The sequence below is a fragment of the Dyella caseinilytica genome (assembly GCF_016865235.1).
GTDB lineage: Bacteria > Pseudomonadota > Gammaproteobacteria > Xanthomonadales > Rhodanobacteraceae > Dyella_B > Dyella_B caseinilytica.
On sequence record NZ_CP064030.1, the window covers coordinates 2,051,514 to 2,072,090 of the forward strand.

18 protein-coding genes are annotated in these 20,577 nt (G+C 59.3%); 11 read left to right on the plus strand and 7 right to left on the minus strand.

The window, feature by feature from the left end; all coding sequences use genetic code 11:
- Positions 1-46: 46 nt before the first annotated feature.
- Positions 47-1,756 carry a ShlB/FhaC/HecB family hemolysin secretion/activation protein gene (locus tag ISN74_RS09045; RefSeq protein WP_188799012.1) on the plus strand — a complete coding sequence of 570 codons (1,710 nt, stop codon included), beginning with the start codon at positions 47-49 and terminating at the stop codon, positions 1,754-1,756.
- 56 nt (positions 1,757-1,812) lie between these two features.
- On the opposite strand, the gene ISN74_RS09050 is transcribed toward ISN74_RS09045, so the two are convergent.
- Positions 1,813-2,658, minus strand: a complete 846-nt coding sequence (locus ISN74_RS09050) for a substrate-binding periplasmic protein (protein WP_188799013.1) — start codon at positions 2,656-2,658, stop codon at positions 1,813-1,815.
- Between the two features lie 271 nt (positions 2,659-2,929).
- Here ISN74_RS09050 and ISN74_RS09055 point away from each other — a divergent pair, with 271 nt between their 5' ends.
- The 10 genes from ISN74_RS09055 (at position 2,930) to ISN74_RS09100 (ending at position 13,966) form a co-directional block, all read left to right on the plus strand.
- Positions 2,930-3,628 carry an HAD family hydrolase gene (locus ISN74_RS09055; protein ID WP_188799014.1) on the plus strand — a complete coding sequence of 233 codons (699 nt, stop codon included), beginning with the start codon at positions 2,930-2,932 and terminating at the stop codon, positions 3,626-3,628.
- Between the two features lie 95 nt (positions 3,629-3,723).
- On the plus strand, positions 3,724-5,373 hold the full coding sequence (pgm, locus tag ISN74_RS09060; RefSeq protein ID WP_188799015.1) for a phosphoglucomutase (alpha-D-glucose-1,6-bisphosphate-dependent): 1,650 nt from the start codon (positions 3,724-3,726) through the stop codon (positions 5,371-5,373).
- Positions 5,374-5,642: 269 nt separating this feature from the next.
- Positions 5,643-6,665, plus strand: a complete 1,023-nt coding sequence (locus ISN74_RS09065) for a cupin-like domain-containing protein (protein ID WP_188799016.1) — start codon at positions 5,643-5,645, stop codon at positions 6,663-6,665.
- A 67-nt stretch (positions 6,666-6,732) separates the two neighbouring features.
- Positions 6,733-7,731 carry an LLM class flavin-dependent oxidoreductase gene (locus ISN74_RS09070; RefSeq protein WP_188799017.1) on the plus strand — a complete coding sequence of 333 codons (999 nt, stop codon included), beginning with the start codon at positions 6,733-6,735 and terminating at the stop codon, positions 7,729-7,731.
- A gap of 233 nt (positions 7,732-7,964) precedes the next feature.
- Positions 7,965-8,456 carry a MarR family winged helix-turn-helix transcriptional regulator gene (locus ISN74_RS09075; RefSeq protein WP_188799018.1) on the plus strand — a complete coding sequence of 164 codons (492 nt, stop codon included), beginning with the start codon at positions 7,965-7,967 and terminating at the stop codon, positions 8,454-8,456.
- Between the two features lie 13 nt (positions 8,457-8,469).
- Entirely contained in the window at positions 8,470-10,593 is a 2,124-nt protein-coding gene (locus tag ISN74_RS09080) for an FUSC family protein (protein ID WP_188799019.1), read from the plus strand.
- Complete coding sequence (locus tag ISN74_RS09085; RefSeq protein WP_188799020.1) at positions 10,583-10,780, plus strand: DUF1656 domain-containing protein; 198 nt, start codon at positions 10,583-10,585, stop codon at positions 10,778-10,780. Before ISN74_RS09080 ends, ISN74_RS09085 begins: the two co-directional genes overlap by 11 nt.
- Positions 10,781-10,810: 30 nt before the next feature.
- Positions 10,811-11,833 (plus strand): HlyD family secretion protein, encoded by a 1,023-nt coding sequence (locus ISN74_RS09090; RefSeq protein WP_188799021.1) that lies wholly within the window; start codon positions 10,811-10,813, stop codon positions 11,831-11,833.
- Between the two features lie 19 nt (positions 11,834-11,852).
- Positions 11,853-13,307: an efflux transporter outer membrane subunit gene (locus ISN74_RS09095; protein ID WP_239004488.1), complete on the plus strand. Its 1,455-nt coding sequence runs from the start codon at positions 11,853-11,855 to the stop codon at positions 13,305-13,307.
- A gap of 197 nt (positions 13,308-13,504) precedes the next feature.
- Positions 13,505-13,966, plus strand: a complete 462-nt coding sequence (locus tag ISN74_RS09100) for a D-Ala-D-Ala carboxypeptidase family metallohydrolase (protein WP_188799023.1) — start codon at positions 13,505-13,507, stop codon at positions 13,964-13,966.
- A gap of 76 nt (positions 13,967-14,042) precedes the next feature.
- Here ISN74_RS09100 and ISN74_RS09105 read toward each other — a convergent pair whose 3' ends face one another.
- From ISN74_RS09105 to ISN74_RS09130, 6 genes are all read right to left on the minus strand, one after another.
- Positions 14,043-15,473 carry a porin family protein gene (locus ISN74_RS09105; protein ID WP_229679099.1) on the minus strand — a complete coding sequence of 477 codons (1,431 nt, stop codon included), beginning with the start codon at positions 15,471-15,473 and terminating at the stop codon, positions 14,043-14,045.
- A gap of 21 nt (positions 15,474-15,494) precedes the next feature.
- Positions 15,495-16,076, minus strand: coding sequence for an acetate uptake transporter (locus ISN74_RS09110; protein WP_188799024.1), 582 nt, complete (start codon positions 16,074-16,076; stop codon positions 15,495-15,497).
- A 448-nt stretch (positions 16,077-16,524) separates the two neighbouring features.
- Positions 16,525-17,241 carry a DUF2968 domain-containing protein gene (locus ISN74_RS09115; RefSeq protein ID WP_229679101.1) on the minus strand — a complete coding sequence of 239 codons (717 nt, stop codon included), beginning with the start codon at positions 17,239-17,241 and terminating at the stop codon, positions 16,525-16,527.
- 41 nt (positions 17,242-17,282) lie between these two features.
- The gene (locus ISN74_RS09120) at positions 17,283-19,409 is read right to left on the minus strand and encodes a TadG family pilus assembly protein (protein WP_203546730.1); all 2,127 of its coding nucleotides are present in this window, start codon (positions 19,407-19,409) and stop codon (positions 17,283-17,285) included.
- Between the two features lie 4 nt (positions 19,410-19,413).
- The gene (locus ISN74_RS09125) at positions 19,414-19,749 is read right to left on the minus strand and encodes a DUF3613 domain-containing protein (RefSeq protein WP_188799026.1); all 336 of its coding nucleotides are present in this window, start codon (positions 19,747-19,749) and stop codon (positions 19,414-19,416) included.
- The gene (locus ISN74_RS09130; RefSeq protein WP_188799027.1) at positions 19,746-20,576 is read right to left on the minus strand and encodes a tetratricopeptide repeat protein; all 831 of its coding nucleotides are present in this window, start codon (positions 20,574-20,576) and stop codon (positions 19,746-19,748) included. Before ISN74_RS09130 ends, ISN74_RS09125 begins: the two co-directional genes overlap by 4 nt.
- Position 20,577 lies beyond the last annotated feature (1 nt).

Sequence of the window (20,577 nt, forward strand, 5' to 3'; positions counted from 1 at the left end):
GCGCGCTTGGGCGCCGTCCGACAACAACAACTTGTGCCGGTGCCCCATGAAACCGATATGCCGAACGGTTCCCCAGCTCAGTCTGCTTTGTCTTGCTCTTTCTCTGGCGCTGACCGCGAATACGGTCGGCGCACAGACACGCGGCACCCCACCACCCAACAGCGGTCAGATCCTGCAGGAGACTCAGCCGCCGAACACGCCAGCCCCGCCTTCGGACAATCTAAAATTGAAAATCCAGCGTCAGCGCCGCAATGCCGCTGCGAGCAGTCAGGCATTCCTGGTGCACGAGATCCATATCACTGGAAATACGGCCATGCCCACGGCAACGTTGCATGCGATCGTGGCGCCAGACGAAGGCAAGAATCTCACACTCGGTGACCTGGACGATCTCGCCGATCGCATCAGTGATACCTATCATGCGCATGGCTATCCGCTGGCGACGGCGTATGTGCCAGCACAGACGCTGCAGAATGGTATTGTGCAGATTGCTGTGGTCGAGGCGCATTATGGCAACGTCACCCTGCAGAATCAGAGTTCGGTCGCCAATCATGTATTGAACGCCACGCTTTCACCGCTGCAATCCGGACAGCAGGTGAGCGACTACACACTGGAGCGCTGCCTTCTGCTGCTTTCCGATGTGCCTGGCGCCGTCGTCAACTCCGTCATGAAGCCAGGCACCGAGGTCGGTACGTCCGATCTGGTGGTTGATGTGACGTCAGCGCCGCGCTACACCGGTACGCTGGGGTTGGACAACTACGGCAATCGTTATACCGATGCGGTGCGCCTGAGCGGCACCTTCGCCGTCAACGGCTTGTTCCATCAGGGCGATATACTGGATTTCAGTGGCGTGAGCTCGGGCGCGGGCATGAATTACGGCCGTATCGGTTATCGCTATCTGTTGAACGGGCAGGGCACGGTGCTTGGCGTGGTGCTGACCGACCTGGACTATCACCTGCGCAACGGCTTGCAAGATCTGCATGCCCACGGTTCCGCACAAGTGGGCAGCATCAACCTCACTCAGAACTTCATTCGAAATACGGCAGGCAATCTTTACGCGCAGATCGAATTCGATCACAAGCGCCTGCGCGATGATATTGATATCGCCGATATCGAAACCAATCGGCACATCAATGCGTGGACTTTGACGGTGGCCGGCGACCAGCGTGATACCACTGGCGTGACCAACTACAACGTAAGCGGTACACACGGTCGTCTTTACTTCGATAATCCCTTTGCCGAGTTCCTCGACTATATTGGAGCGAAGACCGCGGGCAGTTACACCAAATTTGATTTATCCGTCTCGCGCCTGCAGCAGCTCGATCGCACCAATGCTTTGTATGTCGGCTTTTCGGGACAGCGTTCCAACAAAAACCTGGATACGTCGGAGCAGTTTTATCTGGGCGGACCGACGTCGGTGCGTGGCTATGACGTCGGCGTGATATCAGGCGCACAGGGCAGTCTGGAGACCATCGAATACCGCCACGACTTCAACGTTTCACTCTTGCCTGGCCCCTGGCAGGCCTCGGCATTCGTCGATAGTGGTCATGCGCAGGCCTATAAGATTGCGTTTATTCCCGGCTCCAATAGCGCACGCCTGAACAGCGTTGGGCTTGGCCTTCATTGGGCTGCGCCTCATGACTGGATAGTGAGTACCAGCGTAGCCAAGCCGGTGGGCAACCGGCCCGCGTTGCTCAGCCCGCAGGATGCGAGCGGCGTGGCGCGTTTTTGGTTTCAGGTGCAGAAGGGCTTTTACTGAGCTTCGAGGACTGCACCCCTTCCACGATGGGAAGGGGTGTGCTTTGACACGATCGCCTACATCAATGGAATCCACGCCGCGCTGTGAATCCAGAATTCCTTGCGTGACTGGATCCAGCCAGCGGCATCTTCATAGATCAGCCAGGCATCGACCACGTCGGCAAGATCCTGGTCGCCCAAGCGCACTGCGAAGGCATGCGCTGTCTTGCCGTAGGTGCTTACATCGAGCGTGTGCAACTGGTCTGGATAGGATTGCGCGAGGGCCTCCGGCAGTGGTTGCTCTGCAATCAGGCCATCCAGCGCGCCATTGCGTACATCCTGGATCGCCTTGCTTTCGTCATCGACTTCCACCAGATCGCTGTTGCCAAGGTATTCTTTGGCAGTTGCAGCGGTCACCGTTCCCGACAGTACGCCGATCTTGTGTTTGCCTGCGCCGGTTTCCAGCGTAAGCAGATCATCCTTACCTAATGCTTTGCGATTCACGACCAGCCCCAGCGCAAAGTTGCCGTAGGGGTGGCTGAATTTGATCAATGTGGCGCGTTGCGGCGTCACGCTCAGGCCCGCCGCCAGCAGATCAAAGTGGCCGGCGCGAAGATCGTCGATGCCGCTGGCCCAAGTGGTTGGCACCAGTTCGATCTGCCAGCGCATTTCCTGCGCAAACTGCCGGGCCAGATCGACATCAAGGCCGATCCATTGGCCGTTCTTGTCGCGCAGCACCCACGGGGCGTTGACCGCGACGCCCACACGTATCACGCCGCGTTTCTGGATGTTTGAAAGCGTGTCGCCCGAGGCCTGCGGCTCGTGGGCTGATTTGGCTGAAGCGCCAGAAACCATTGGCGTGTTCGCCAATGCACCCACCAGCACAAGTGAAACCAGACAGCCCATTACCTTAAGCAATCGCATGTCTATCCCCAATTGTCGGCGACAGTGGTGTCAGTCCGTTGGGCCGATATTCATGCCAAGTCCCATTCTGTGCAAGCCCCGTATTCGTGGATGTAATGCGCTTTTTCACGGATTTTGCACGTTAAAAGTTCAGGGGTGGCATACTGACCCGACTGCGAGCCGAGCGGCCTGCGCTGTGGTAGTCCTTGCAGTTCGCGGTATGTGGCTCGAAACAGGCAAGCGCAGCAGCGAAGCATGCTTAGCGCGGCGAACACCATCTGGACATTTATCTGTGAACCAAGCCGTAGATACATCCTCCACCGTATTCCTGCTGGACGTCGACAACACCCTGTTGGACAACGACCGCTTCGCGGCCGATTTGCGGGCCCACCTCACACAGCAATTTGGCCAGGAAGAGTGCGACCGTTACTGGTCGGTGTACGAACAGCTGCGCGATACGGTCGGTTACGCCGATTACCTGGGCGCTTTGCAGCACTTTCGCCGTGACAGCGATGCACGCCCGGGTCTGTTGGCGACGTCGGCGTGGCTGATCGACTACCCCTTCGAGGAGCGCCTGTTTCCGCACGCGCTTTCGACCATCGATGCATTGAACGAGCTTGGCCGTACGGCCATCTTGTCCGATGGCGATATCGTCTTCCAGCCGCATAAAATCGATCGCGCAGGCATCTACGGTGCCGTGCGCGGCAACGTGCTGATCTTCGTGCACAAGGAGCTTTCGCTGGATGCGATGCAGTCGCGCTTTCCCGCACCGCATTATGTGATGGTGGATGACAAACCCAATCTGCTGGCCGCGATGAAGCGCCAGCTGGGCGAGAAGCTGACGACGGTGTTCGTGCGCCAGGGGCACTACGCCGGAAAGGCGGATCTGGCCACGATTCACCCGGCACCGGACTACACCATCCAGGTGATTGGCGAGCTGAAAGCCTTGGCGGGTGAACTGGTCCGCGGCGAAGCTTCTTCGGTGGCCTGAACGGACCACGACCGGCTGAGACAGCGAGGCACAAATCATTGAGGTCCAGTCACGGATAATGCGCAGCGACATCCACGGTTGAGAGCAGTGCATACGTGAACGCCAAAGTTGACAAGCTGGCCGGCAAGCTCGCGCCGGAATCCATCCTGATCGACGTGACCCAACTGCTGGATGCCTATGCAGGCCTGCGGCCGGACCCGAAGGAACCCTCCCAGCGAGTGGCGTTTGGCACCTCCGGGCACCGCGGCTCGTCGTTCGAACGCAGCTTCAATGAATGGCATGTGCTGGCCATCAGCCAGGCTATCTGCGATTACCGCCAACACAAGGGCATTGACGGCCCGCTGTTCATCGGCATCGATACGCATGCACTGTCGCGTCCGGCGCTTGAGAGTGCGCTGGAAGTGCTGGTTGCCAACGATGTGTCGGTGATGATCTCCGCCGGTGACGAATTCACGCCAACGCCTGCGGTATCGCACGCCATCCTGGTTTACAACCGCGGGCGCCAGAGCGGACTTGCCGATGGCATCGTGGTCACGCCTTCGCATAACCCGCCCGGTGATGGCGGCTTCAAGTACAACCCACCCAATGGTGGACCCGCCGACACCGATGTCACCGGCTGGATCCAGCAGCGTGCCAATGCGCTGCTCGAAAGCAAGCTGGATGGCGTGAAGCGGGTCAGCTACGCGCAGGCCAGGAAATCCAGCCTGGTGAAGGAACACGATTACCTGGCGCAGTACGTGGGTGACCTGCAGCAGATCATCGATTTCGATGTGATTCGTAGTGCGGGCGTGCATATGGCGGTCGATCCGCTGGGCGGCGCAGGCGTGCACTATTGGCAGCCGATTGCGCAGCGTTACGGCATCGACCTCACCGTGGTCAGCGACGCGGTCGATCCCACGTTCCGCTTCATGACGGTGGATTGGGATGGCAAGATCCGCATGGATCCTTCCTCGCCATACGCCATGCAACGCCTGATCGGGCTGAAGGACCATTACGACGTGGCGTTCGGTTGCGATACCGATCACGATCGCCACGGCATCGTGTCTCGCAGCAGCGGTCTGATGCTGCCGAATAATTACCTTGCCGTGATGGTGGATTATCTGTATCGCCATCGCCCGCAGTGGAGCGCGCAGGCCGGCGTTGGCAAAACGGTGGTCAGCAGCTCGTTGATCGACCGTGTCACGCAGCGGCTCGGCCGCCGCCTTTACGAGGTGCCTGTCGGGTTCAAATGGTTTGCCGATGGCCTGTTTGAGGGTTCGCTGGGATTCGGCTGCGAGGAGAGTGCGGGCGCCTCGATGCTGTGCCATGACGGCACCGTCTGGTCCACCGACAAGGATGGCATCGTGCCAGCCCTGCTGTCTGCCGAAATGACCGCGCGTACCGGCAAGGATCCAGGTCAGCTCTTCACGGCCTTGACCGAGGCGCTGGGTCGGCCGTATTCCAGCCGGATCGACGCTCCGGCAAACGGCCAGCAGAAGGCCAAGCTCTCCAAATTGTCGCCGCAGCAACTGCAGAGCCAGGAACTGGCCGGCGAGAAGATCGAGCAGGTGCTGGACCGCGCGCCAGGTAACAACGCGGCCATTGGCGGTATCAAGGTGATGGCGGCCAGCGGCTGGTTCGCGGCGCGCCCCTCTGGCACCGAGGAGATCTACAAGATCTACGGCGAGAGTTTCCGCAGTGAGGCGCACTTGCAGGACATCCTCAGCGAAGCGCAGAAAATCGTGGATGCTGCCTTAGCTGACTGATTCCTTGGGGGTTGCAGTAGCACCTTACCGTCATTCCGGCGAGGGCCGGAATCTATGGCACGTTGGAACATGGATTCCGGCTTTCGCCGGAATGACGGTGAGGCAAGATTCATTCTTGCAGCGAGAAGAGCGATGTTCATGTCTTGAGGGGGGCTGAACACGGAATGCCCCCCAAATCCCTCGACCGCGTCCACTCCGCCACTACATTTTCCGCGCTAAGCTGGATCGCTGACGGGTAAACCTCCCGGGCTGCGTCGCGAGGGGAAGTCATGGCTCAAGTCGAACTGACGCCGGTGGTCCATGTCGATAACGAATGGCGCCGGTGGATCGCGGAAAACCTGCTACTGGATGGGCCGCCGCAGAGCATCTACGAGCAGATGATGCGGGCGGGTATTCCGCACGAAGAGGCTGTCCAGGAGTTGCAGCAGGCGATGACGAGCCCCTACATCGCTGGTGCGCAGCGGTTGCGCAATCGGCTCGGCAAGCATGACTGGCTGCTCGATACGCAGCGGCGCATGAACCGCTTGCGTGCTGCCGAAGTGCCGCGCCGCGATAAGTTGTCGCGCGAAGAATTTCTCGACGCGTATTACACCGCCGGTCGACCGGTGATCATTACCGGCATGATGGAAAATTGGCCGGCGATGACGACGTGGAGTCTGGATTATTTCAAGCAGCGTTGCGGCGATCGCGAAGTGGAAATCCAGCTCGGCCGCGACTCAGATGCACAGTATGAGCTGCGCAAGACGGCGCATCGCCAGACGATGTTGTTCGGCGATTATGTTGAGCTGGTGCGTAACGCCGGCCATAGCAACAACTTCTACATGACGGCTTACAACGAAGGGCAGAATCGGAAGGCCCTCGATGAGTTGTGGCAGGATATCGTGCAGATTCCCGAATATCTGGACAGCAGTGGACCCACACAGGGTTTTCTGTGGTTCGGGCCGGCCGGTACGATCACGCCGTTCCATCATGACCTCACCAACAACTTCATGGCGCAGGTGATCGGACGCAAGCGTATCCTTCTCATGCCCGCGTGCGAGATCGCCAACGTCTACAACCATGAGCATTGCTTCACACATGTGGACGGCAGCCAGATCGATCTGCAGCGTTATCCACGCATGCACGATGTGCAGGTGCTTTCCTGTACTTTGAATCCCGGTGAAGTTTTGTTTTTGCCCGTAGGCTGTTGGCATTTTGTGGAAGGCTTGGAGATCTCGGTCACCGTATCGTTCACCAACTTCCTGTGGGATAACGATTTCACGGCGCAATATCCCCAACAGTCCGCGTTCTGAGATATTCGACGGCTGGGATTATTAAAACTTGCCCCCAAGATAAGGGCCTCACCACCGAGGCCCCGGCATGATTCCTTTTTCCGTACTCGATCTCGCGCCCGTCACCGAAGGCAGCACACCCACCCACGCGTTTGCCAATTCGCTGGATCTCGCCCGATGGACGGAACAGCTTGGCTATACGCGCTACTGGCTGGCCGAGCATCACAATATGCCCGGCATCGCCAGTGCAGCGACCGCGGTGCTGATTGGGCATATCGCCGGTGGCACCTCGCGAATCCGGGTAGGGGCAGGCGGCATCATGCTGCCCAATCACGCGCCGCTGCAGGTAGCCGAGCAGTTCGGCACGCTGGCGTCGCTGTATCCAGGGCGCATCGATCTTGGATTGGGGCGCGCACCCGGTACCGATCAGCCGACTGCGCGTGCGCTACGCCGTTACTACGAAGGCGCCGAGACGTTTCCGAATGATGTGAGCGAATTGCTCGCCTATTTCGAGCCTGCTACGCCAGTGCAAATGGTGCGGGCGGTGCCGGGAGCGGGCATCGATGTGCCGGTATGGCTGCTTGGATCGAGCCTTTTCAGTGCGCAGCTTGCCGCGGCACTTGGGCTGCCGTTCGCCTTTGCTTCCCACTTCGCGCCCGATGCGATGGATGAGGCACTGATGCTTTATCGCCGCGATTTCAAGCCATCTGCGCGCCTGAGCAGGCCGCACGCCATGCTGGGAGTCAACGTCGTGGGGGCTGAAAGCGATCACGAAGCGAAGCGCCTGTTCACGACCCAGCAACAGAGTTTCATCAACCTCCGCCGAGGCCGCCCCGGGTTGATCCCGCCGCCGATCGACGACATCGAAACCTATTGGTCGCCGACAGAGAAGTATGGCGTGGAGCGTGCGCTGGCCTGTGCGATCGTGGGTAGTGCGGATACGGTAAGGGAAGGGCTGGCAGCCTTTATCGAGCGGCATCGACCGGATGAGTTGATGCTGACGGCCAACATCTTCGATCACGCCAAGCGCAAGCGTTCTTTTGAATTGGCCATGCAGGCTCGAGAGCAGCTTGCTGCCAATGCCTGAGTGGATGCTGTTGCGGTATAGCGGTGCTGCGTAACCTGGGGTCGACAACGATCAAGGTAACGTGACTCGGACCCTTTAGGGTCCGAAAGCGCCGCAGGCCATCGCTCAATTCGCGGACACAGGACGACGGTGAAAGGTGACCACTCCGGGTGGGCGGTGCTTCTTTACAGTTAAATATTACATTTATATAATATCCATAACTGAAATAAATCCCTGGCCTTGCGGAGAGTCCCATGGCTGATTTTGCGTCAACCGAACAGCGGCTGGCCGTGACCTGTCACCGCTATCCCGACTTTCCCCGCCGCCCGGCAACCGTCGTGCGGCTGATAAAGCACATCTACAAACTGGTGCACGACGAAGCTAACACAGTGCTCAAGCCGTATGGCATCAACCATCCGGAATACAACCTGCTGATGATGTTGTACGGTACAGCCAGCGGTACGATGTCGCCGTCGGAATTGGCGGATGCGGCTGGTGAAAAGTCGGCCAACATCACCCGGTTGACCAATGAGCTTTGCGAGAAGGGATTGATCAGCCGCACAGCCAGCGCCGATGACCGGCGCAAGCTCGAGCTGAGTTTGACGGCACAGGGACTGGCCTTGATCGAAAGTTTTCTTCCCGATATCTGCAAGTTGTTGTTCCGAGAGACGAGCGAGCTAACAGTCTCCGAGCAGGTCCAGTTCGAAAAGCTGTTGAAGAAGTTCCTTGGCGGGTTGGCTGAGTAAGGAACGCGTCGTCATGTCTGTCACTGAAGCCAAAGCGGTCGCCTCCAGCCGGCGCGAGCTCATCGCGGCGACCCTGCGTGAGGAAACGGCGACCTGGTTGTTCGTACTCAAGTCACTGCTGGCGTTCTACATCACCGGCTGGCTGGCCATGCGCCTGGAGCTGCCGCAGCCGTCCACGGCGATGCTCACCACCATCATCGTCGCCAACCGGCAGACTGGCATGGTGTTGGCCAAAAGCTTCTACCGCGGCATCGGCACGTTGGTCGGTGCCTTGGCGGGCTTCTTGATCGTGGCGCTGTTCCCGCAGCAGCGCGTGCTGTTCCTGACGGCCATGTCGTTGTGGATCGGCCTGTGTGCCGGCGGCGCCACGCTGTATCGCAACTTCAAGGCCTATGCCTTTGTGTTGGCCGGTTACACGGCGGCCATCGTCGCGCTTCCCGTGATCGATCACCCGTTGGAAGTGTTCAACTCGGCCGTGTTTCGCATGAGCGAAGTGTTGCTGGGTCTTGGCGTGTCTGGTGCGGTTCACGACCTGATCTTCCCTCGTCGCATCCGCGATGACATGCGCCGACTGGCCCGTACGCAGTTCGCCAACTTCATTGATTTCGTGCAGCGGGCCATGGCCGGAAAGGTGGCACGTCCGGACATCGAAAACGCGCATCTGCGTTTCGTTCGTGATGCCGTCACGCTGGAAGACTTGCGCAGTTCGGTGATTTTCGAAGATCCCGAAGCCCGCGCACGCAGCGGCCACATCATGATGCTGAATCAGCGCTTCATGGCCGCATCGACAAGCCTACAATCGCTGCATCATCTGATCAATCGTCTGAAGCGCAAAGGCCATGACGTGCCTGCGAATGCGCTGATCGAACTGTATGGGCCCATCAGCGAGGCGCTGGATGCGCCGATCGAGGCGGGTGCTGCAGCGCGTGTCCTGCTTCCGCGCCTGCAAAGCGCGCGCAAGGCCATGGATCTGCATCGGCCGGCATTGCGTGCAGGCCTGCGCTCCGACAGCGACCTGCTGGATTTCGACACGGGCGTGACCTTGCTGGACCAGTTCGCCGGCGAGCTTTACGACTACGTGGATATCTCCTCTGCATTGCAGGCACCCACGCTGGTCGGTCCGGCCGAACGCGTGCATTTCGAGCGCGGCAACGATTACATCGGCTCCACGATTGCCTTCGTACGAACTACGTTGGCCATGGGTGCGTTGAGTCTGTTCTGGATCGGTTCGGCATGGCCCTACGGTTCGTCGGCCATGCTTATCGCCACGGTCTTTGCGGGTCTGTTCGCCGCGGCGCCAAATCCATCGCTGGCGGTGAGGGAAACGTTCACCGGTTATCTGCTGGGCATGGCGGTCTGCTTTGTCTGTCTGTTCTACGTGCTTCCCGAAATGGATGGCTTTTCGTTGCTGATTGCGGGCAGCGCACCGTTCCTGATGGTGGGCCTGGCGCTGATGGCCGCTCCGGCAACCACCCGCGTCGGCGTGGGTTATTGCATGGGTTTTGCGTACATCCTGGGCACGAAGAACCAGATGGTTTTCGATGTCATGAATTTTCTCAATGACATGATCGCCCAGCTGATCGGCGTGGCATCAGCGGGTATCTCTTTCGTCATCATTCCTCCGGCCATTGGCAGCATATGGTTCATCCATCGCCAGTTGGATCGCCTGCGGCGCCAGGTTGGTTCGGCGGCTACCGCGCCTCTGACAGGCTTGCGCAGCCGCTTCGAAAGCATGAATCATGATTTGTTCGGCCAGATCGTGGCGCAGACCGAGCGCGGCAGTCAGGCATCGCGCAACCTGCTGGCCTGGGCGCTTTCCGTGCATGAAATGGGTCGCACGCTGATCGAGTTGCGCAACCAGATGGCGAACCGTTCATTGCCGGGCGAAGTTCACGGCGCCATCACACGTGCTATCGACGCATTGGCCCGGCTGTACGAACAACCCAGCGTCGTCAGCTACGAACATGCACTGCATGCGCTGAGCGCCGCTACCGTCATGACCAGCCGCGATCCATCCATGCACACACTGATGGATTACCTGCATCTGTTGCGCCTGGCGCTGGTCGACGACCAATCTGTACTTGCCGAATACATGCGATCCAAAACTCTTGCCAATGGAGCGACCCATGCCGCGTGAAATTGCCATCGGAGGCGTTCTGATACCGGGATTGCTGGTGTGGTTCCTCCTTTCCCTGGCGTTGTTGCTGCTGTTCGACTGGGTGGTTGGCCGTTACGGCCTCTATCGCTTTGTCTGGCATCCGGCGCTGTTTCGCCTTGCCTTCTTCGTCTGTATTTTCGGCAGCGTTGCGCTGCTGCTCTATTGATCAGCGACGACTGTTTCCACCAAGAATCCTATGAAAACTGCCCAGTACATTCGCATAACCCTGACCGTCGTCATCGTCCTTATCGCGGCGCTTGTCGCGACAGCCATGTGGCGGCATTACATGTATTCGCCGTGGACGCGCGATGGCCGCGTGCGTGCCGAGGTGGTGCGCATCGCGCCGGACGTCGCCGGCCTCGTCACCCAGGTCAATGTGATCGACAACCAGATCGTGAAGAAGGGTGACGTACTGTTTGTGATCGACCCAGCGCGCTACACCGACGCCGTGGAGCAAGCCAAGGCTAATCTGGCTGCCGCGCAGGCCGCCGTGAAATCGGCCGAGGCGAATATTGACGCGGCCAAGGCGGGTACCGTGCAAAGCAAGTCGAACTTCGACATGTACGCGGCGCAGGCCAAGCGTCGTCAGGATCTGAAAGACGTCGTGTCCAACGAAGACCGCACCAACGCCACGGCAACCGCCGATGCCGCGCGCGCTACCCTGAACAAGGCGCAGGCCGGTCAGGAGCAGGCGCTTGCCGCCAAACTGCAGGCAGATGCGGCTGTGAAGCAGGCGGAAGCGGCGCTCGCCACGGCCGAACTCAACCTGCAGCGCACCCAGGTGCGCGCGCCAGTGGATGGCTACGTGACCAATCTGCTGGTGCGCGTAGGCGACTACGCCAGTGCCGGTGCGCCGCGGCTTGCACTGATCGACAGCCACTCGTTCTGGGTGGATGGCTATTTCGAGGAAACCAAGCTGCCGCACATTCGCATCGGCGATGAAGTGGATATTCGCCTGATGGCCGGCGGCGTGCATCTACGCGGCACTGTCGAAGGCATCGCGCGTGGCATTGCCGAAGCGGTCGATCCCACCAGCAACGATCTGCTGGCCAACATCAATCCCACCTTCAACTGGGTGCGTCTGGCGCAGCGCGTGCCGGTGCGTGTGCACATCGACACGGATCACATGCCGGCCGGCACGGTGCTGGTGGCAGGCCAGACGGCCACCCTGATCCTGCATCCGGATCAGAAGTCCGATAACAACGGCACGTCACGGTGAGCCGGCCATGCGTTCGGACATGATCAAACTCAAACGTTTTTCCGCTGCTGCGGTAGCGCTGGCTGTCAGTTTTGCGCTGACCGGCTGTGTCACGCCCGGTGGTCTGCATACCACCGGCAAAACCATCGATGCGGGCAGCCTCAAGAGTGAGCAAAGCCTGGCTGGCGTCACGCTCAGTCCGACGGCATGGCCGACGCAGGACTGGTGGGAAGGCTTCAGCGATCCGCAGCTCAGTGCATTGATCGATGAGGCGTTGAAGAACAATCCCAATCTCACTGAAGCGGAAGCGCGTGCACGCCAAGCCGAGGCCGTGGCGGCAGGTGTCGATGCAGCACGCATGCCGCAGGTAGCGTTGGATGCTGAAGTCATCGGCGCGCGTTATTCCGAGAAGGATCCCGTTTATCCGTCCTATGCTCTGGGCACATTCGCGTGGGGCAAGGCAGTCACGGCGGGTCTGTCGTGGGATCTTGATCTATGGGGCGGCAAGCGCGCCGCGTGGGAGGCGGCTCTGGGACGCAGCCGCGCGGCGGAGATCGACGTGCATGCAGCGCGCATCCAGTTGTCGGTCAACGTAGCCCGTGCGTATGTCAACCTTGGTTACGCCTTTGCCGAACAGGACGTCGCGGAAAACGAATTGCAGCGCACTTCCAAGTCGCTGGCGTTGACACGTCGTTTAGTGGCCGGTGGCTTGGGTACGCCGCAACAGGAGGCGCTGGCCGACTCACAGGAGGCCAGCGCAGAACAGCAGAAAGCGCAGGCCGATCGTGCGATCGATGCGGCGCGCAGTGCATTGTCGGTGCTATTGGGTGAGGGGCCGGATCGCGGCTTGAGCATCACCCGTCCGCAAATGCTCAATACCGACCACCTTGCGCTGCCAGATCAACTGCAAGTCGATCTGATCGGTCGCCGCGCCGATCTGGTGGCCGCACGTTGGCAGGTCGAGGCGGCATCCAAGGACATCAAGGCGGCTCGCACGGAATTCCTGCCCAACGTCAATCTCAGTGCCATGGCCGGTTTCGTGGCCGTAGGCGGCAGTACCAGCGTGTTCCAGTTACCTGCGCGCACCTATCAATTCGGGCCTGCTTTGAGTCTGCCGATTTTCGACGGTGGCCGCCTGCGTGCCAATCTGGCGGGCGCCAATGCCGTCTACGACGAAGCCGTTGCGCGCTACAACGGCCTGCTGATTCGCGCTGTGAACGAAGTGGCCGACTTGGTATCCGCACTTAATTCGGTGCGTATCCAGATCGCGCTGGAAGAACGCGCCCAACGTGACGCCCAGAAGAGCTGGGACGACGCCATGGCTGGCTACAAGGGCGGCATCAGCGGGCAGCTCACCCCGCTCACCGCGCGCCAGCAATTGCTATTGACCGAACAGCGTCTGGCCGCGTTGAAGAGCCAACAGGCGGATCTGTCGGTTCGCATGATCGATGCATTGGGCGGCGGCTACAGCGCAACGGTAACGGCCAGCCGCTAAGGCAGACTTAAAGCAAGACCAGTCCCGGACATCATCCGGGGCTGCGGCCGTAGGTGTTTGTACGAACATTTTCACAACGCGAAACGGGCGGCGTCATGCCATGCAGGCCCGTCACTGGAAGCGTGAAAATGAATCAGACAAGCGCCAGCAAGCGCTTCTTTTGCCGCATGCTCGCATGGCTCATGCTCGTGCCAAGGATGATCGCCAGCACAAGGGACAAGAAGCGTAGCGAGCCCATCATCAACTATGGGAGCTATAAAGTAAGCGATGCAGGCGTTCGCCTTGTGTTGGAGCGCATTGCAGTCGAAACAGGCCGCGCGGTGAAAGTTACTAGCGGTGATCGGGACTGGGTGCCATCAGGCGGGGCGCGCAACAGCCTTCATCTGAACAAGCGTGCGGTTGATTTTCATGTGGAAGGCTGGCCGGACGCCCAGGTCTTCGACCTGCTGCTCGCCAAACGGGCAACCATTTTCGGAGAGTCGAAGGGCAAGGCCTTTCGCTATCAGATTATCCAGCACGGGCCGGACACCATCACCGGTGGCGCGCATATCCATATGGGCATCGTGCCGGAGCCTGGCGAGGCATACGGCCGCGGTTTTCTGGTGGAAGGCATGACGGCTGCGACGCGAGGGCGATACAAAGTCGTCGACCCGCCTTGAGTGCTGTATCAAAACGCGATGGCGCGGCGTAATCCAACACGAGCTTTGCGAATAGGTTGGATTACGCCGCAGTGTCTCAGAACTTGTACATCGCACTCAGGTTGACCTGATTACCGCTGGTCGTCGTACGGTTGCTGCCGTTGGTGGTGCTGTTGAGAATGGCATGAATCCATTCAAGGGCGAACGCATAGCTGCCCACGGTGTATTGCAGATTCGCTGCGCTCATGCGGCTCTGCAGATAACCGGTTGAACCATTATCGAGCCAGCGAATCACGTCCTGAGAGTTTGGTTTGCTTGTTGCGTAGAACAGGTTTGCACTCCAGTGCGGTGTGAATTTGTAGCCAGCCTGCACGTAGCCACCCTTGTCCTCGATGTCGCCGAACTGGGTCAGGTCGCCGAAAATCTCACCGATACCTTTGCCGGTGAAGAGCACGCTCTTGAATGTCCACGGACCGGGTGTCCATTGCGCGCCAAGGTCTACCGCCTCGCTGGAGAATTGACGCTTGATCGGCGTGGGTTCGGCGTCGCCTACGCCGGCAAGATTGATCTGGCTCCAATGCCCGGCAAGAAACAGCATCCAATCCTTTGCTTGCTGCAGACGCAGGCGCGCTTCGATCTGAGGACGGAAGCCGGCGTTGCCCGCGCTTATGTAATTGACCGGGTTGCCAGGGCCACTCCAGGTTCCTTCGAATGCGCCCAGATCCAGGTACCACAAGGGGCCGGTCGAACCGAGATTGAGCGCCTGGAAGTATTCGATGCCAGGAAAGCGCCAACCGATGATGCCCGAGCCATAGCTAAGCGGGAACGCAATATGGCTGAGCGAATCGGGCAGGATGCTCAGCGGGAACATCAAGTCCCATTGCTGGCCGATCTGGATCGTGCTGCCGGTTACCGGGTTCTCCAGCACCATATAGGCTTGGCGTAACCTTGGTAGCGGCTGCTGCTGCGAATACGCACCGGTGCCGTTGTTGCCGCCGAAGAAATCCATTTCCAGGTGCGCGCCGCCGGTCCAATTGCCTGCGATCTGCGCGCCGGTCATGTCGAACCAGAAGCGCGTGTTGCGGATATCCACGCCACTGAGACTACCGTTCGACCCGGGCAGGGGATATTCAAAATTCTGACCGTTGCCGAAATAGGCATTCCTGGTCTGACTGAATGCAGTGGCGTCGATAAAGCCATGGAACGCTACCTGCAGGCCCGGGGCGCTGGTGAAGACTGGCTTGGCGCTCGGTGCTGCCGCGATAGCTTGTGCCTGCGCTTGCTGTGTCTGCTGCGTTTGCTGGATCTGCGTTTGTTGCTGTGTCTGCTGGCCTTGCAACTGCGTCAGTGCAGCATGCAGTTGTTGCAGGTCCTGTTGCTGTTGATTGAGTTGCTGTTGCTGTTTTTCGACTAAGGCCTTGAGTGCCTTGATCTCGGCATCGCGGCTACTGTTGGTTTGCGCAAAGCTGGGTGCGGTTACAGTCAGGCCCAGGGCGGTAAGGGCCAGAAACAGGGCATGTCGTTTCATGGTTTTCTCCCTTCTTATGCGTTAACGGGCAGCACTCGGGGCGCCAATGGGCAGCACCACGCGCTTGTGCGCTTCATTGATGACTTCGGCGGCTGACAGATAGAACGCCAGTAGCGCTGTGATCAGACCGACGTAACCACCTGCGACATGCAGGCTCCCCATGCCCGTCCATTCGGCGGCGGCCAGCAGGAAGAAGGTGATCCACAAAGCGAGGAAAACCAGTTGCAGTGCACGTGCTGCTGGCAGCGAACCTATCCACATGTAGAACGTAAACACGCCCCACATAAAGAGATACCAGCCCACGAACGCACTCGGCACTTTGTCATGCAGAAACAGCACAAACAGCGCGAATGACCACCAGAACGCGCCATAGCTCAAAAAGGCCGTCACGCCGAACGTATTGTTGCGTGGCAGCTCCATGATGCCGGCAATCATCTGCGCGGTGCCCCCGTACGCTAAGGCGACGGCCAGCACCATGTTCATGCTGTCGCCGGTAAACCAGCCGGCATTGATCATGCTCAACAACCACGTCGTCAGTGCGAAACCGGCCAATCCGAGTGGTGCCGGATTCGAAAATCGCGCTTGTACCTGTTCGTTGCTCATTGCTGGAACCTCCCCAAAGATGGATGGAGTGCGTGCTCCATAGAGTCCGCAGCGTGTGGCTCCCTGGTTTTCATGTGCCGGCGATGTGCTGTCTCCCCACACACAGGCCGGTTGTTGAATGGCATCGGGAGGCCGTTTTCGCGGCTCCCGGCATGGTCATGGGCTGGTTGGTGCGGAAGTGAGCGTCAGGCGCGCAGGACAGCTAGCGCGAAGCGCCAGCAGATTTGCTGTCGTTGCAAGGGGTCGCACCAGCCTTGACATGGGCCCTCCCTTCGGATGAACAAAAAAGGCAAAGCTTTTTCGATCCGTTGCGCGGGTGTTCCTGTTGCAAAGCAGCAAGGTCACCACCCGGCGAATGGGCAGACTTTACCGAATTGCAGCAGAAAAAATAGGCCCTTTCGGGACAGAATCACCGAGAGGTGTGTATTTTTTGTGAGGACCGCGACGGTCAGCGTGTGGAAGCGGTCTGGGCGGCTGGCGTGGGACCCACGGAGGTTGCTGGCGCTGGAGCAGGTGCTTCCTGCTTTGGCAGCGTCAGCGTGGGATTGGATTCTTGCTCTTCCAGTGCGCGAATGCGTTCCTGCACAGCATCGAGTTCGTTGTTGGACGCGCGCAGATCCGCGGTGAGGGAAGAGCTCTGTTGCTCGGCCTGTTGCTGCTGCGCGGCGACCTGTTGCGCCTGCTGACGCTGGTATTCGGCATCCCGTTCCAGGTTCTGCAAATGCTGCTGGTTCATCTGCACCACGTGATCGGTGTACTGCTTGGTCGCCTGCAGGCGCAAGGTATCGATATCCACCTTGGCCAGCTCTTCCGTTTGCGACACGAAGGTGTGATAAACGTTTTGTGCCTCATCGTAGGAACCCGTGCGAATCACCCGCCAGAAATCCTTGCCGTGGAACAGCGCCACGTAATAGTTGAGCTTGTCAGGCTGGAACAGCAGGCTGGCGCCGTAGCTGCTGTTGTACGTGGTACGCAATTCAGTCAACTGGTGGCTGTCGATCAGCTGATGGAAGTCATCCACGATGCTGGCCGGTCCCTGTGCAGCGGGCGCACTGGTCGCGGGCGCGGGATTGTCTGCTGCAGAAGCGGCGGCATACACAAAGATCATCGCAAGCATGGGCAGCAGGTACAGCGGCTTGGCGGCACGACGGGTCACGAAGCTCATCCTGGTATTCCTTGTCGGTTGCATGCGTAGGAATGGAAAGGTCAATAAACCAGCTGTACGTTGTGGCATTGCAGAGACTGCAGGTTCACGGTGTTTTCGCCGAGTTGCAGACCCGTAGAAGAAAGGATGGGTGTCAGCACTTGAGAGCCCACGTCGTTGAGCGGTTGTTGCAGCGCTTGCAACAGGAAGCCGATCAGCCCGACAAAGGCGTTTGAATTGGTGCCAGTCCCGCTCCCTCCGCTGTTCAGCGCACCTTCGATCACATTGATGCATGCGGTGGAGCTTCCTGCAGTGCAGACCAAATCGCCCACTATTCCTAAAAGAGTATTTGTAACGCTACCAAGCAGATTGCCCACATCACCAAGAAGGCCAGTAACATTCAGCGTTACCGTATTGCCGAGCAGGTCGGTGACACTGGATGTAACGTTGCCGAGAGTCCCTTGAAGACCCGTTGAACTGGTCTGGATGCTGTTCAGTGCAAGCGAAAGACGAGTTGCGTTGATGTCACTGGAAGGGGTCTGATTCCACAGGTCGGTTGCGGTTTGAAGAGCCGTTTGTGACGAACTGGCCGAGGTTTGGGACGATGAGTTCGCGATCAGCGCGGTGGTGAGCGCAGTGACGAGATTGTTGACACTGGTGCCGATATTGAGCGTATCCCCAGTCGTGGCTGTTTCTCCCGGTGTGAGGGTGACGCTGCTGTTGCCTGTCAGGGCATTCGTGGCGAAGGAAGTGGTGAGGCTGGCGAGGTTGGTGCTGCCAACCGATAATTTGAATAGTTGTTCAGGCGTGCTTGCGTTGGGTATCTGGTCGCAGCTTTCTGTCGTTGAAAAGGCATTAGCTTGTGTAAGGTTGCCTACACACATTTTCAGTACAGAAGAGGTGACGGCAATGGTCGCTTCCGATGTTCCTGAGCCGCTTGTCGTATTGCAGAGACTGGTCAATTCCGCTTGCGCATTGGCAACATCGATGGCGATGGGGAGGTTTAGGTCCAGGTTGATCGCGCCGCCAAGTAGTGAGAACCCATTATTGGGCGTGGTGATATCGAGGAAGATACGAATCTGCGCCGTATAGGCCGTGGTGCCGACGCCGCCTATTCCGATCGAGGGTGGCTCGATCACACTAGCGGCCGAGGTAAGCGTAATGAGCGGGTTCGAGGTGGAAGGGAGGCTCAGGTTTAACGATTGTGCATTGATCGCATGTCCCGTCGTCGCAACGCCAATGGCCGTTTCCAGCAACTGCAACGCATTCACCTGCGCATTCAGCGCATCATTGACGGAACTATCTGGCCCAATAATCTGCGCGAACAGCCCACTAGGCGTGCTGCCGGACGAGCCAAGCGTCACATTGAGCGGGATATTGCCCACTGCCGCGTCGATCGTGCTGAGCAGGGAGACGTTAGCGCTCGTCAGCGCCTGCTGATTACCAACGACAACGATCGCGTTCAGCACATTGGCCAGGGTTTGCACGTTCGTCTGTGCCGCCAGCAGCGTATTGAGGCCGCCGACTGACAGATTGGTGGGCACTGTTACACCAAGCTGTTGCAGTAGGCCGGATGGCGTGATGTAGACGTTGGCGAGACCCTGATAGCCAACCAGTGACGTGCCGCCGGGGTTGATGCCGATGCCCGCAAGGAACTGCTCCAAAGGCGCTGCGCCGTTTACCCCCACCAAGGTTGTGCCGATGGAAAACACGGCGGTTGGGTTGGTATTGGTGGCAACCGCCTCAGCACTGACATTCGGCAACGCTGAGGTGAAAGCAAAGAACGGCGTCACCGGCCGCGATGCCACCACTTTTACCGCGCTTGGCGTCGCGCCGGCGGCGGAAGCCGTAAAACCATCTGCATTGCCCGTCGTCGCCGCCGCGCTCCACGTGCCGCAGGCGATGTTCAGCGTGCCGCTGAAGCCGTTTTCAGAAGTGGCGTTACCGAGTGCGGCGGAATTACCCGTATTGGCTGCACTGCAATCCTGCAATTGCTGTGCGCCCGCCAGCGAGGCCAGGTCGGCCACTTTCTGGGTGTCGCGCTTGGCCCAGTAGAGATAGCCGACTTCGACCAATCCAAGCATGCCGATCAGACCAAGCAATATCAGCATCATGTTGATCGCCATGGAGCCTGCCTGATGTTGTTGGCGGGGCTCACGCATCGAAGCATGGATGTGAATGGTCCGCATGGTGCTATCTCACCGTGTCGCTGTTCTTGCTAAGCGTGGTGTCATAGAAATCAGGGATCGGATGCTCGAAGCTCTTCAGGTAGCGACGATACGCGGCAGTGGCTTCGTCGCCGAGCATCGGCAGCGGTTTTCCTGCTTGCGTGCCGTCTGCCTGTAGTTGCAACACGTAGCGCGTGGTGTCACCGACTTGGCTGGCATGAAACGGCGGCGCTGATTCGGCGGGCGCAAAGCCGGGTGTCGGCGTATTCGGTGCAGTGTTTGGTGCTTGCTGCGCAAGTGCAGAAACCGGCATCAACACCGCCAGGATGAGAGTCTGTACAAAGGTGTGCGGAGTCTTCATGGCTGTGTCCCGCTCGAAGAGGTGCTGTCCAGACGATTGAGCAGCGTGGAGGGAATGCCTTGTTGCGTCGGCGTAACAAGCGCAGCCTTGTCGTTGGTGGCCGATGGCAGCGCATCGGCGGTGGCTTTGGCCTGCATGCGCATCTGCAGCGCGAGCTTGTGCACGGCGTCGCGTGTGGCTGGCGGCAGGTTCGCGCGCTGCATGATGGCGTCGGCCTGAACCTCATCGCCTTGCAGCGAAGCCCACAGCGCAAGGTTGGATACCACCTTGGTGTTGGCCGGCTCCAGTTCGGCCGCTTCCGCCAATGGCTCGTGCGCGGCGTCAACGTTGCCTGCGGCCAGCCGCGAATAGCCCAGGTCGTTCAAGTAGGTCACGTTGACGGGTTCCAACTGGGTTGCCTGCAAAAGGCTCTTTTCGGCTTCGGCATAGCGCTGCGCATTGGCAGCGATCAGCCCAAGGCCATGCCAGGCTGCCGCAGCTTCCGGGCCGCGCAACATGCCTTGATAGACCTTGCCAGCGGCTGCGTCCTGACCGGTTTCGCGCAGGGCGTCGCCCTGCAGGCGCTGCAGCTCCGGCGGATCGCCGTAACGCAAGCGGAAGGCATCGATGTGAGCGAGTGAAGCGTAATAGGCGCCTTGCTGCTGCATCTGGCGGATCAGGTCCAGATACATCGCCTTGCTGTCAGTCGATGGCTTTGATGGTTCGTTGAGGCTTGGCGTCGATGCGTGGTTCGGAAAGCCGTTGTGGAAGGTGCTGCAGGCAGCCATTAGCAGGCAGACGCTTCCAACGAACAGGGATCTCACGCGTAAACTGGTTGCAGCGTTCATG